Origin of the sequence: Paenibacillus sp. 2TAB23 (genome assembly GCF_052115165.1) — a bacterium.
Lineage (GTDB): Bacteria > Bacillota > Bacilli > Paenibacillales > Paenibacillaceae > Pristimantibacillus.
On the sequence record NZ_JBFRGD010000002.1, the window covers coordinates 205,324 to 218,308 of the forward strand.

General features: G+C 44.1%; 17 protein-coding genes. All 17 read left to right on the forward strand.

What is annotated here, in order from left to right:
• The first annotated feature begins 19 nt into the window (after positions 1-19).
• The 17 genes from fliG (at position 20) to fliQ (ending at position 12,974) form a co-directional block, all read left to right on the forward strand.
• The gene (gene fliG / locus AB4Z29_RS03675; RefSeq protein ID WP_441942007.1) at positions 20-1,021 is read left to right on the forward strand and encodes a flagellar motor switch protein FliG; all 1,002 of its coding nucleotides are present in this window, start codon (positions 20-22) and stop codon (positions 1,019-1,021) included.
• Entirely contained in the window at positions 1,014-1,853 is an 840-nt protein-coding gene (locus tag AB4Z29_RS03680; RefSeq protein ID WP_441941756.1) for a FliH/SctL family protein, read from the forward strand. Before fliG ends, AB4Z29_RS03680 begins: the two co-directional genes overlap by 8 nt.
• Positions 1,840-3,165: a flagellar protein export ATPase FliI gene (gene fliI / locus AB4Z29_RS03685; protein WP_441941757.1), complete on the forward strand. Its 1,326-nt coding sequence runs from the start codon at positions 1,840-1,842 to the stop codon at positions 3,163-3,165. Before AB4Z29_RS03680 ends, fliI begins: the two co-directional genes overlap by 14 nt.
• An 8-nt stretch (positions 3,166-3,173) precedes the next feature.
• Complete coding sequence (fliJ, locus tag AB4Z29_RS03690) at positions 3,174-3,620, forward strand: flagellar export protein FliJ (protein WP_441941758.1); 447 nt, start codon at positions 3,174-3,176, stop codon at positions 3,618-3,620.
• Positions 3,621-3,657: 37 nt separating this feature from the next.
• On the forward strand, positions 3,658-4,563 hold the full coding sequence (locus AB4Z29_RS03695) for an MgtE protein (protein WP_441941759.1): 906 nt from the start codon (positions 3,658-3,660) through the stop codon (positions 4,561-4,563).
• A 48-nt stretch (positions 4,564-4,611) separates the two neighbouring features.
• The gene (locus AB4Z29_RS03700; protein WP_441941760.1) at positions 4,612-5,982 is read left to right on the forward strand and encodes a flagellar hook-length control protein FliK; all 1,371 of its coding nucleotides are present in this window, start codon (positions 4,612-4,614) and stop codon (positions 5,980-5,982) included.
• Between the two features lie 41 nt (positions 5,983-6,023).
• The gene (locus AB4Z29_RS03705) at positions 6,024-6,548 is read left to right on the forward strand and encodes a flagellar hook capping FlgD N-terminal domain-containing protein (protein ID WP_441941761.1); all 525 of its coding nucleotides are present in this window, start codon (positions 6,024-6,026) and stop codon (positions 6,546-6,548) included.
• Positions 6,545-6,922: a TIGR02530 family flagellar biosynthesis protein gene (locus AB4Z29_RS03710; protein WP_441941762.1), complete on the forward strand. Its 378-nt coding sequence runs from the start codon at positions 6,545-6,547 to the stop codon at positions 6,920-6,922. Before AB4Z29_RS03705 ends, AB4Z29_RS03710 begins: the two co-directional genes overlap by 4 nt.
• A 118-nt stretch (positions 6,923-7,040) precedes the next feature.
• Entirely contained in the window at positions 7,041-7,859 is an 819-nt protein-coding gene (flgG, locus tag AB4Z29_RS03715; RefSeq protein ID WP_441941763.1) for a flagellar basal body rod protein FlgG, read from the forward strand.
• A gap of 57 nt (positions 7,860-7,916) precedes the next feature.
• Positions 7,917-8,144 carry a flagellar FlbD family protein gene (locus AB4Z29_RS03720; protein ID WP_441941764.1) on the forward strand — a complete coding sequence of 76 codons (228 nt, stop codon included), beginning with the start codon at positions 7,917-7,919 and terminating at the stop codon, positions 8,142-8,144.
• Positions 8,141-8,605 (forward strand): flagellar basal body-associated FliL family protein, encoded by a 465-nt coding sequence (locus AB4Z29_RS03725; RefSeq protein ID WP_441941765.1) that lies wholly within the window; start codon positions 8,141-8,143, stop codon positions 8,603-8,605. Before AB4Z29_RS03720 ends, AB4Z29_RS03725 begins: the two co-directional genes overlap by 4 nt.
• Before the next feature lie 38 nt (positions 8,606-8,643).
• Positions 8,644-9,645, forward strand: a complete 1,002-nt coding sequence (gene fliM / locus AB4Z29_RS03730; protein ID WP_183561723.1) for a flagellar motor switch protein FliM — start codon at positions 8,644-8,646, stop codon at positions 9,643-9,645.
• Positions 9,635-10,897 carry a flagellar motor switch phosphatase FliY gene (fliY, locus tag AB4Z29_RS03735; RefSeq protein ID WP_441941766.1) on the forward strand — a complete coding sequence of 421 codons (1,263 nt, stop codon included), beginning with the start codon at positions 9,635-9,637 and terminating at the stop codon, positions 10,895-10,897. The genes fliM and fliY overlap by 11 nt, the downstream gene beginning before the upstream one ends.
• Positions 10,898-10,917: 20 nt before the next feature.
• Positions 10,918-11,280: a response regulator gene (locus tag AB4Z29_RS03740; RefSeq protein ID WP_028611027.1), complete on the forward strand. Its 363-nt coding sequence runs from the start codon at positions 10,918-10,920 to the stop codon at positions 11,278-11,280.
• A 57-nt stretch (positions 11,281-11,337) separates the two neighbouring features.
• Positions 11,338-11,937: a flagellar biosynthetic protein FliO gene (locus tag AB4Z29_RS03745; protein ID WP_441941767.1), complete on the forward strand. Its 600-nt coding sequence runs from the start codon at positions 11,338-11,340 to the stop codon at positions 11,935-11,937.
• 37 nt (positions 11,938-11,974) lie between these two features.
• A complete protein-coding gene (gene fliP, locus AB4Z29_RS03750) occupies positions 11,975-12,682 on the forward strand; it encodes a flagellar type III secretion system pore protein FliP (RefSeq protein ID WP_441942008.1) in 708 nt (235 codons plus the stop codon).
• A gap of 22 nt (positions 12,683-12,704) precedes the next feature.
• Entirely contained in the window at positions 12,705-12,974 is a 270-nt protein-coding gene (gene fliQ, locus AB4Z29_RS03755; protein WP_183561717.1) for a flagellar biosynthesis protein FliQ, read from the forward strand.
• Positions 12,975-12,985 lie beyond the last annotated feature (11 nt).

Below are 12,985 nucleotides of genomic sequence, written 5' to 3' on the forward strand. Positions count from 1 at the left end.
GGTTCAGGTGTCAAAATCGATGCAAGTCTTATCGGGTCGTCAGAAAGCAGCTATTTTACTCATTACGCTTGGACCTGAAGTATCTGCACAAATATTCAAACATTTGCGCGATGAAGAAATTGAACAGCTTACGCTTGAAATTGCCAATGTCCGTAAGGTAGACAGCATGGACCGTGAAACCATTCTTAGTGAATTTCATCAAATTTGCATGGCACAGGAATATATCACGCAAGGCGGCATTTCATATGCAAAAGATATTTTGGAAAAGGCACTTGGCGAACAGAAAGCGCTGGAAGTTATCAACCGATTGACAGCGACGCTGCAAGTGAGGCCGTTTGACTTTGCAAGAAAAGCAGAACCTACTCAAATCTTAAACTTTATACAGAATGAAAATTCTCAAACGATTGCGTTGGTGCTTTCCTATTTGCAGTCGGAGCAATCTTCGCATATTCTCTCTTCGCTTCCGCAAGAAAAGCAAGCAGAGGTTGCTAGACGAATTGCATTGATGGACAGTACATCGCCTGAAGTCATATCGCAAGTAGAACGTGTGTTGGAGCAGAAACTTTCAGCAACGGTTACACAGGATTATACGAATGCTGGCGGCATCGACTCTATCGTACAAATTCTAAACGKTGTAGATCGCGGAACAGAACGGACGATTTTGGATGCGCTTGAAATACAAGATCCGGAGCTTGCTGAAGAAATCAAGAAACGCATGTTCGTCTTCGAGGATATCGTCAATATCGACAATCGTTCTATTCAGCGTATTATTCGTGATATTGAGAACGCGGATCTTCAGCTTGCGCTTAAAGTGGCAAGTGAAGAAGTGCGTGAAGCCATATTCCGAAATATGTCTAAGCGAATGGCTGAGACTTTCAAAGAAGAAATGGAATTCATGGGCCCAGTACGGCTTCGTGATGTGGAAGAAGCACAAACTCGTATCGTAGCTACTATACGCAGATTAGAAGAGTCAGGTGAAATCATCATCGCCCGTGGTGGAGGAGACGATATCATTGTCTAATTTGATCAAATCATCGAGTGTGATTACTCTTGACCAATTGAAGCAGCTGGAATGGCTGCATCAACGGAATTTTGAAATCGATGGAGCACATATTCAGGAAGAGGAAATAGAGCCTGGACCTGATGAAGAGACGATAACGCTGCGAGATCAAATTTTGAGTGACGCACAGCATTATGCAGAGGAAAGACTGCAAGAGGCTGCAACAGAAAGCGAGAGACTGCTTTCCGAAACCGAGCAACAAATCGATGTTTGGTGGCTGCAAAAACGAACCGAGGATGAAGCCGCATCTGAACTGTCTAGACAAAAAGGATATGAGCTTGGCTACGCTGAAGGATCTGCACAATCCGAGGCGGAGCTACGAGAAGTCTGGGAACAAAAAATTGCAGAAGCATCCGATGTGCTGAAAACAGCCTTCGACATGAGAGAACAAATAATTCAAGAGGCTGAGCCTTTTCTAGTCGAGCTTAGCTGTGCAATTGCAGAAAAGATTATTGGGCAGCAGCTTACTTTAGTACCCGATATGGCTCTTGAGCTAATTCGCAAATCATTATCTCGAAGAAGAGAGCAAGGTGTCATCACACTTTGTGTCGCACCAGGTCAGCTTGCTTTTGTTCAAGCTGCTCGTGAGGAACTGCATTTTGCAATTGATTCACAAGCCGAATTGCAAATTTTGCCTGATTCTACAGTGAAGGATAACGGATGTGTCATTCGTTCGGCATTCGGAAGCATTGATGCCCGAATTGATACGCAGCTCTCAGAAATTAAGCGTGAATTAATCCATCTTGCTCACCACAGCGGCGAAGAGCGAGGTCATTCTGATGATAGTGAATAATCTCGATGTTCTGAAATATATCGAACATCTGCAGCCACTCGATCCCGTTAGAGTGAATGGCAAAGTGTCGCAAGTCATTGGACTAACTGTTGAATCTGAAGGACCCGATGCGAGTATTGGTGATGTATGCTTCATTTATCCGTCTAAAGGAGCAAAGCCCATTAAGGCAGAAGTTGTTGGCTTTCGCGAGAATAAGGTCATTCTGATGCCGCTAGGTGATTTGCATGCGATTAGCCCCGGATGCGATGTTGTAGGCACAGGCAAGCCTTTGACGGTTCAAGTTGGATCCGAACTGCTTGGCAAGGTGCTTGATGGATTAGGAAATCCACTGGATGGATCCTTTCTTCCTAGACGAATGCCGCATTACTCTACATACAATGAGCCCAGTAACCCGCTTAAACGTCCGCGTGTGGTCGAACCGCTTGGTATCGGAGTAAGAGCCATAGACGGTTTGCTAACGGTTGGTCGTGGCCAACGTGTAGGTATCTTCGCTGGATCTGGCGTTGGAAAAAGTACGTTGCTCGGTATGATTGCACGAAATACATCAGCCGATGTCAATGTGATTGCCCTCATTGGCGAGCGTGGTCGTGAAGTGTTGGAATTTATCGAGAAGGATCTTGGCCCAGAAGGCTTGGCTCGTTCCGTTGTTATCGTGGCTACCTCTGACCAGCCAGCTCTTATTCGTATTAAAGGAGCGCTAATCGCTACATCTATCGCTGAGTATTTTAGAGATAGAGGTTTAAACGTCATGCTTATGATGGACTCGGTTACCCGGTATGCGATGGCTCTACGAGAAGTTGGCTTAGCTATAGGCGAACCACCTGCCACTCGTGGTTATACACCGTCTGTATTCGCTGCGCTACCCAAGCTGCTAGAACGCGCAGGAACAGGTCCAAGCGGTTCCATTACGGCTTTCTATACCGTGTTAGTTGATGGCGACGACATGAATGAGCCAATCGCTGACGCTGTTCGCGGTATTCTAGACGGACATATCGTATTAAGCCGTCAGTTAGCCCATAAAGGACATTTCCCGGCAATCGATATTCTTGCTTCTGTCAGCCGTGTTATGAAAGAAATCGTAACCGAAGAACAGCAGGATGCGGCGAATGAATTGAAAAAGCTTCTCTCTATTTATAGAGATTCGGAGGACCTCATCAATATTGGGGCGTACCAACGAGGATCAAATCAAGAAATTGATACTGCGATGCAATTTATTGAAACGATTCAAAGCTATACGAAGCAAAAGACCAATGAAAAGGTTAGCTTAGAGGAAGCGCAAATGGGTTTAATTAATCACTTCTACAGGAGTTGAACCTTTAAATGGCATCATTTCGGTATACATTTCAGAGGGTTGTCGATTTAAAGGGCAGCGAAAAAACACAAGCGGAGTGGATGCTGTCCACTGCCGTTGGCGTGTTAACTGCAGAGGAGCTTTCACTTGCGCAATTACGCATGAAACAGCAAGAATGGGAATCTAAGTTAATAGAGGCTGCCAGCATAGCCGTTCCTCTATCTGAGCTTCAGGTCATTCAGCAATATCTGAATTACTTAGTAGCTTGTATTACAAACAAAATGAAAGACGTATTGCATGCACAAAAAGCGGTTGAGCAAAGCAGACTTAATCTTTCAGACAAGATGAAAGATGAAAAAGTGTGGCTTAAAGCAAAAGATCATGCGCGTGATCGGTTCCAGTATGCTTTGCAAATTAAAGAGCAGAACGAGCTGGATGAGATGGCAAGCGTCCGTTTCATGATACCAACCCCATAAAGTGATGCGTAATACCGGCTAGAGGGAGTGAGTGGAATTGGCGGGTACGGAAAAAGAGAAGCAAGGCTACAGTACGCTTGAGCGAATGATGTTTTTGATGACGCCGATTTTATTTGCCATCGTACTGCTCGGTGTATTGTTTACTTTGTTTAATAACGATTTCCGCAATAAAATGCTTACAGCCGGAAATTCAATTCCTGTCTTAAAAGACGTATTGCCTGAACCAAAGGTTGCAGGTGGTTCAACAAATGACGATGAATTGAAAACTTCGAACATGTCAGCTAAGATTGCGGATTTGCAAGCCAAGTTGACGGCAATCGAAAGCGAATTGGCTGCAGCGAATCAAACAAAATCTACACTGGAGCAAGAAGTGAAGGATTTAGAAAGTGACAATTCGCAGCTAAAGAGTTCAAATGAATCGGATGCATTAGAGGACGAGCAGTATCAGGCAAAAATACAGGAGCTGGCAAGCATGTTCTCCAAGATTACGCCAAGTAAAGCTGCACCGATCATGCAAAGCATGACTTTGGACGAGATGGTTCTTGTGTTTGCGAATATGCGCCCAGACGACCGAGTTCGGATCATGGAAAAAATGAATCCACAGACAGCAGCCGATGCCGCTATGAAACTGAAGGACAATGTGACAGCAAAGGACATGCAGATTGCCGCACTCCAAGCTAGACTTCAAACAGAGAAAACAGAAGTGTCCAAACCGGCTTCTTCCGTTCTTGATCAAGAGCAGCTTAGCGCCACGTTTACAGCAATGGATGCAAAAAGTGCAGGTGAATTGCTGGTTAAAATGGTTGAAGTTAGTCCTAGTAAAGTACTTCGGATTTTAAACGCGGTAGATAATGAAACCAGATCTTCCATACTTGCCGAAATGTCAGGAATCGATGAAAAGATAACCGCCCAGCTTGTAACAAAACTGATGTCAGGAAGTTAGAACCGCCTTTTGGAATGTGACTTTCACGATTTGAAAGGAGGTGAAAAAATGGAAATGGCAATAACGCAGGCTAATCATGCACAACCTCAAACACAAGCCGTTTCAAACGCTCAAGGTAGTAAAGTTGTTGAGGGTGCTGTTTTTCAAAAAACATTGGTTCAACAATTGAACAACGAGGCGGCCTCTAAATCGGGACAAGCACAAGCTGCACCTCTTGTCGCTGCTCTGAATAATGAAGCGGTCGTTGAAGGAGAGGAAGCTGCAGCTTCACCAACACTTTTGGAACTTATGTCTATAATTGATGGTTTGTTAGATAAGCTTGAATCTTCTGAAACGGTGGATGAAGAAACGAAACCAATAGACGATGAGCAGCTGAAACAGCTTTCTGATATGTTGGATCAAATGAATGCTCTGCTTGCTTTGCTTGGATTGCCTGTTCCGCTAGTCCAGCATTCGAATACGGATGTTTTCTTGGATGATGCAAGCTTAGAGGTACCGCAAAAGCTTGATCAAGCAGCTAATATTAAGAATAAACTTCAAGATACGCTTGTTCATATGCAAATCATGTTAAATCAAGGCTCAATGAAATTGATACAACAACAAGAGCCTGCACTAGTGATTGCTCAGCAGCTACAAGCGTTAACAGCGATTTTGGAAGGCGAGCCGGTGGATACGATTAAAGCACAAACGAAATCGACGGCCTTCACACAACAACTGTTTACCGCTCAGCTGGCACCGCAAGCAGATACTGACGTTCTCTTACAGCGTTTATCTCAGAAAACTGTTCATCCGGCGTTGTTAGCCACAATTGCACAAGCGATGGAGCAAAGCGTGAATACAGATCCAGCAGTTTCTAATGTTGAAAGTAATCTGCAAATGCATATTGGTTCAACCAACACTGAGACGATGCGCGGTCTAGCGCCATTGACGGCAAATGCTCCGGCTGCAACCTCCTTTGTCGTTGCGGAAGAGTTCGCAAAGTCGATGACAGGCATGATTGTTCAAAAATTTGATTTAACGACAATCAACGGCGTTTCAGAAGCTAAAATTATGTTGTACCCAGAACATTTAGGTCAAGTTGACGTGCGTATATCAATGCAAAACGGATTGTTGACAGCTGTTTTTCAAACGGATACTGCAATGGCAAAAGACATGCTAGATAACCAAATGGCACAGTTGCGCTCTGCACTTCAAGCACAGGGTCTAATGGTTGATAAGCTGGAGGTATCACAAGGTCATTCGACTACGCAGCTTTCTCAGCAGCAGCAAGGGCAGGGTAGCAGCCAGCAGCAATCATCGAATCGACAAAACTTTAGCAGAGATGAAAGTCCAAACGAGAGCCAATTCGAGACTGAAATGGTTCAGCAAGCTACGATCCAAGGACTTGGATTTGGACGAGGAATCAATGTAAGAGCATAATATCGCAGATTTACCGTCCAAATGAACGGAGGTGATTGGAAATGACAGATAGCGTATCTACTCGTGCGGTATGGCCCAACTACAGCCAAGCCAATGTTCAAGCCGCTGCCAGTAAAAAAAGCTCAGATACTCTTGGCAAAGATCAATTCCTTAGCATTCTCGTAACACAGCTGCGCAATCAGGATCCGATGCAGCCACTGCAAGATAAAGATTTTATTGCGCAAATGGCCCAATTCACATCCGTCGAGCAGCTAATGAACATGTCAACTGAGTTAACCTTAATGCGACAGAACATAGGCTCTGCATCAAGCTTAATCGGTAAGACGATAGAGTGGAGCGAATATGACGAAGCGGGAGAGGTTACTACGGTCAAAGGCGTGGTTGATTCTATTATTTCGAAAGAAGGAATCCTATATGCGAAAGTCGGCGGAGCTGAGGTTGCCCTTGATTATGTAACTTCGATCTCAGAAACGAACGACAGCGAGGACTCTTCTAGCGAAGAGGATGAAGATAGCAGCAAATCTTCTAATTCAGCAAGTGCTGAGGAAGGAGCTGAAAACCGATGAACGATGGCGTGAAAATTGGTCATATTTTCCCCGTCATGACCACACCTCACCAGGCGAGCAAGACCGCAGTCAGCCGTCAATCGCAGACGTCTGAGTTTCAAGAAATGCTTAATGCTAAAGTGCTTAAATTCAGCCATCATGCGGAGGTTCGCATGCAGCAGAGAGGCATTAAGTTACAACCTGAATCGCTGACAAAAATAATAAATGCAGTGGAAGATGCAGCCTCTAAAGGGGCACAGGACTCCTTAATCGTATTCCGCGATATTGCTATGATTGTCAATGTCCCGAGCCGAACCGTCGTAACCGCGATGGACGGTGGGCAGATGAAAAGCAATGTATTCACACAGATTGACAGTGCTATTATTTTAACATAAGCAGGCTGGACCTATCAGGAAGCCTCAAGCTGTGGATCGATTGAAGCAGCTAAATGATAGTGCATTTACAATTTTGAGTTCGTGGTTTTCATCTCATATTCCAGGAGGAATAATTTAAATGCTAAGATCGATGTATTCAGGCGTTTCTGGTATGCGCGGCTTTCAAACAAAGCTAGACGTTATTGGTAACAATATTGCGAATGTAAACACGGTTGGCTTTAAAGCGGGTCGGGTTATGTTTAAGGATATTCTTAGCCAAACAGTTGCAGGCGTTACGGCGCCTGAGGAAGGCGTACGCGGAGGTGTCAATGCGAAGCAAATTGGTCTAGGTGTATCTATCGGATCTATCGATACGGTACATACTGCGGGAAGTGCGATGACTACGAACCAACCGACAGATCTTCGGCTTGATGGAGACGGTTTTTTCGTAGTCAGAGCAAGTGATGATTCCGAAATGCTTCTAACCCGTGCAGGAAACTTTACGCTGGATTCAAACAGGCAGCTCGTGACTGGAGACGGGTATTTTGTTCTGAGCGTAGATCAAGAGCCAATCATTCTTGATGAAGCTATTACGGCATTCTCTATCGGACAGGACGGTACGATTATGGGGGTAACGGCTGACGGTACTGAAGCGATTGCGCAATTAGGGGTTGCTAAAGTTGTAAACCCAAGCGGATTAGAGAAGCTTGGCGGTAACATGTATCGCGTTACAGCCAATGCGAACCCAGACGCTTCGATTGAAGATTTCATGACCTTCGCGGGTGATCCGGATCTAGGAACAGGCGCTATTATTGCGGGTCAGCTTGAAATGTCCAATGTTGATTTAACGGCTGAATTCACGGAAATGATCGTGGCACAGCGCGGCTTCCAAGCCAACTCGCGAATCATCACGACTTCAGATGAGATTCTGCAAGAGGTTGTTAACTTAAAACGATAGGTAATTCATAACGAGCGGGAGGCTTAGTGCCTCCCCTAGGTGTGAGGGGGGTAACTAATGATTACCGTAACGCGTTTAAATGGAACAAAAGTAACAATTAATGCTTTATTGATTGAAGTAATTGAAGAAGCAGCAGATACGGTTATAACGCTTACGACAGGAAAAAAATTAGTCGTTACGGAGAAAACATCTGAGCTGCTGTTGCTTAATCAACAATATCTACGCACAATTGGCCTCATTGCGGCGGCCCAAAAGAGTGAGCAAACGGAGGGTCCCTCATTATGAAAAAAATGCTTCCATGGTTAATAACGATTCTATTATCTATAACACTAATAGCAGTTGTTGCCATTATTTTGTTTAAGTCATTCTTTGCTGATCCGAAAGAGCAAGCTACAGAAACAAAGACAATTGAGGTTAAGGTATTGTCCGCAGACGAGCGGGTGGAGGTTACTTCCGAGTTGAAGGATTTCAGACGAAATCTGAAGGATCCGGAATATGTTGTTGTGCTCAGCTTTGCGTTCCAGCTTGACGGCAAGAAAGCAAAGGAAGAGTTCGATAAGATAATTGAAATTGAAGTTAGGCCCATTATTAACAGAGCACTCGCCGACATGACTGCTGCTGAATTGAATGGATCGCAGGGAGAAGATGCACTTGAATCTAAGCTGCTGAATCTCATTACGCCAATCATTCCAAAAGGAAAATTGGTTAAAGTAGAAATCACTAACTTTATCATTACTGAAATTTAACTTAACTACGCCGACATTCCTCGAAGGAGGTGAGATATTTGGTTGATGTTCTATCGCAAAATGAAATAGATGCGCTACTAGCAGCCTTGGATTCTGGCGAAATGGACGCAGAGGATCTCAAGAAGGAAGAAACGACCCGAAAAGTCAGCTTGTATGATTTTAAGCGCGCCGTTCGTTTTTCGAAGGATCATATTAGGAGCTTAACAAGGATTCATGAAAACTTCGCGCGATATTTGACAACCTATTTCTCAGCGCAACTTCGCACTTTTGTTCAAATTAATGTCGTGCAGGTCGAGCAGCTGCCTTATGACGAATTCATTCGTTCGATTCCTAAAATGACGATCTTGAATATATTTGAAGCGGAGCCGCTCGAAGGTCGAATGGTGCTCGAGGTACATCCGAATGTGGCCTATGCTATGCTTGACCGTATGCTTGGAGGACAAGGGATAGCGCCTTCCAAAATCAACAATCTAACGGAGATTGAAACCATAATTATGGAGCGAATCTTCAGCAGAACGTTTGAAAGCTTACAGGAAGCATGGAAAACGATTATCGACATTTCGCCAAGGCTTGAAGCTTTAGAAACTAATCCGCAATTTATGCAGATAGTTTCACCCAATGAAACGATAGCCCTTATTTCGTTTAGCACCAAAATTGGTGATACGACGGGCATGATTAATCTCTGTATCCCGCATGTGGTTATTGAGCCAATTATGTCTAGGCTATCTGTACATCATTGGTTTGTATCCCAGAAGAAAGCCCGCGCGCCAGAAGAGGTAGAGATTCTAGAGCAGCGTGTTAACAAAGCTAAGCTCCCCATCGTTGCTGAGCTAGGTGAATCGGCACTTACCATTAAAGAATTTTTAGGTCTGAATGTTGGGGATGTCATTTCACTTAACAAATCAGTCGATGAAGGCTTGAAAATTAAAGTGGGGGACAAGCTTAAGTTTATCGGCAGCCCTGGTTCTGTGAAGGATCGGATAGCAGTTCAAGTAGATGAGATTGTCGTTGAAGGAGTGGAAGAAGATTATGATGAGTAAGGACTATTTGTCGCAAGAGGAAATTGATGCATTGCTTCGTCAGTCTTCCAATGATTCGGAAGCCGAGCAACCTTCTGAAGGCGGATCACAGCTTTCGGACTTCTTATCTGAAATGGAGCAATCAGCGCTTGGCGAAATAGGCAATATTACTTTTGGAAGCGCGGCAACAGCATTATCTACATTGTTGGGCAAAAAAGTGGATATTACGACACCTCAAGTAACGATTGTGAAAAAGGAAGAGCTTGCTGATATTTTCCCTAAACCTCATGTAGCTGTAAGCGTGCAATATGTCGATGGGTTTCAAGGCATCAATTCTTTGGTTATTAAAACCAAGGATGCTCAAATCATCGCTGATCTCATGCTTGGCGGCGAAGGAAACAATATAACGGTTGAAGAGCTAAATGAAATTCATATCAGTGCTGTGCAAGAAGCAATGAATCAAATGATGGGCTCATCGGCGACTTCCATGTCTACGATATTCAATCGTTTTGTTAATATTTCGCCTCCCGGCATCGATATTTTAGATGTGAACAACGGTGATGGCATGGAGCATTTGCCGCCAGTTGATTTGTTTATTAAAATTTCTTTCCGGTTAACAATAGGCGATCTCATTGATTCAACGATCATGCAGCTGCTTCCGATTCCTTTTGCGAAGCAGATGGTTGATATTTTAATGGGAGTTGTAGAGGAGCCTGCAGCACCAGCAGCAGTTGCAGCACCGCAAGCAGCGCCTCCTGCTTCAGTACAGCATGCTGCGATGCAGGAGACGGCAGCAACCGCTTATATGAACGCTGCGCCGCCTCAGATGCATGCAGCACCACCTATGCAACAGCAAATGCCGCCTACGCAGTATCAAACGCCTGCAGCTGGCTATGATATGCCAATGCAGCCGCCAGGCCCGCATACATACGGTCATGCTGCTAATCGGAACGTTAATGTACAGCCCGTGCAATTTGCTAATTTTGGCAATGCGCCATTTATTCAACCTGATGAAACAAACCTCAATTTACTTCTCGACATACCGCTTAAGGTCACTGTAGAATTAGGAAGGACCCAAAAGCAGATTAAAGATATTTTGGAGCTGTCGCAAGGTTCAATTATTGAGCTGGACAAGCTGGCCGGTGAGCCGGTTGACATTCTGGTAAACAATAAACTCATTGCCAAAGGCGAGGTTGTTGTTATCGATGAAAACTTTGGTGTTCGAGTTACAGATATCGTTAGCCAATGGGACCGCATACAAAAATTACAATAGCATTCTAGGAGGATAAAAAGATGGCAAACCGCATTCTTATCGTAGACGACGCAGCTTTTATGCGAATGATGATTCGTGACATTTTATCAAAGAACGGATACGAAGTCGTCGGTGAAGCCCAAGATGGCGCCCAGGCGGTTGAGAAGTACAAGGAACTAAAACCAGATTTAACAACGATGGATATTACGATGCCTGAAATGGACGGAATTTCCGCATTGAAAGAAATTAAGAAGCTCGATGGAAACGCAAAAGTGATTATGTGTTCAGCAATGGGTCAGCAAGCAATGGTAATTGATGCGATTCAAGCAGGCGCAAAGGACTTCATCGTCAAACCGTTTCAAGCTGATCGTGTAATCGAAGCGATTAAGAAAACTCTCGGATAACGGTTAGATATTATGCTTAACTTAACTTCGCGCATTTCAATGGTGTCTGCTCTTGGGATGGCGATATGGCCTCGATTTGCGGCTGCTGCTGCCTTAGACGGCAGCAGCGCAAGCAATGACGAACAAATGGTGTTCACGGGATCTAATGATCTCGCAGGCAACTTGGTATGGGTCATCGTCTCACTTGCTATCGTCATCGTCTTAATTATTTTTGTCATTAAATGGCTGTCTCAGCGCAACCGTATGTGGGGGGCGAATCGGTCGCTTCGCTCACTCGGCGGCATTGCACTCGGACAAAACAATTCCATGCAAGTCGTTGAAATTGCAGGAAGAATCTACATAGTTGGCGTAGGCGAAAGCATCACTCTACTAGATAAGGTAGACGATCCAGAGCAGGTTAGTGCTGTGATTGCAGCGTTAGAGCGTCAGAAGGATGCTGGATGGGGCAATGACGTTGTAGGACAAGTGATTAACAGGCTCAAAAATCGCAACAAAAAAAATGAATCAGAGCCTATAAACGAGCAATGGAACAAAAAGACCTCTTTCGAAGACTTGTTACAAAACAAACTTAGCCAGCAAGCTGATCGCAAACAGCAGTTGGAATCGCTATTGCATGACTCAAAATCAAATGAACGGTTGATGGATGATGAAAAATAAATGGTGGATATCAATTGTCGCTGTACAGCTACTTGCGATGTTCATACATAATCAAGCATTTGCTGAGCCGTTGCCTGATATATCCATCAACATCGGTGATGGCAATAGCGAGACACCAGGTACTAGCGCATTATCCATGCTTCTTCTGATTACAGTTTTAAGTATTGCCCCTGCGATTTTGGTGTTAATGACAAGCTTTACGCGAATTGTAATCGTGCTTGGTTTTGTAAGGACTTCCCTAGGTACGCAGCAAATGCCTCCTAACCAGGTGCTTATTGGTTTGGCCATGTTTCTTACTTTCTTTATTATGGCTCCCACCTTTTCACAGGTAAATGAGGTGGCATTGCAGCCATATTTGAAAGGTCAAATTTCACAAACAGAGGCTTTTAGTGAAGCAGCCGTTCCGATGAAAAAGTTCATGTTTTCGCATACGCGTGAAAAAGATCTCATGCTTTTCATGAATTACACGAAAACAGAGAAGCCTACTTCTTTCGAAGAAATCCCTATAACGGTATTAATACCAGCTTATGCAATAAGCGAATTGAAAACGGCATTTCAAATGGGCTTTATGATCTTCATTCCATTTTTAGTCATTGATATGATTGTTGCAAGCACATTAATGGCGATGGGGATGATGATGCTCCCGCCTGTTATGATTTCACTGCCATTTAAAATATTGCTTTTTGTGTTAGTAGATGGGTGGTACTTGATCGTTAAATCTTTATTGTTGAGCTTCAACACGTGATACTAGCAGGGAGGGACATTCGATGAGTACTGATTTCATAATCGGATTAGCCGGTGAGGCTGTATTCGTGGTTTTGAAAGCCAGTGCGCCAATGCTCGTTCTTGCTTTGGTCGTAGGATTGATTATCAGCATATTCCAAGCAACAACTCAGATTCAAGAGCAGACGCTCGCATTTGTTCCGAAAATTGTAGCGGTTTTTGTATCCATCATTATCTTTGGACCATGGATTCTAAATACGGTTATCGATTTCACATACAATCTGCTGAATAATCTTCATAATTACATCGGTTAGGTTGTGAGTGG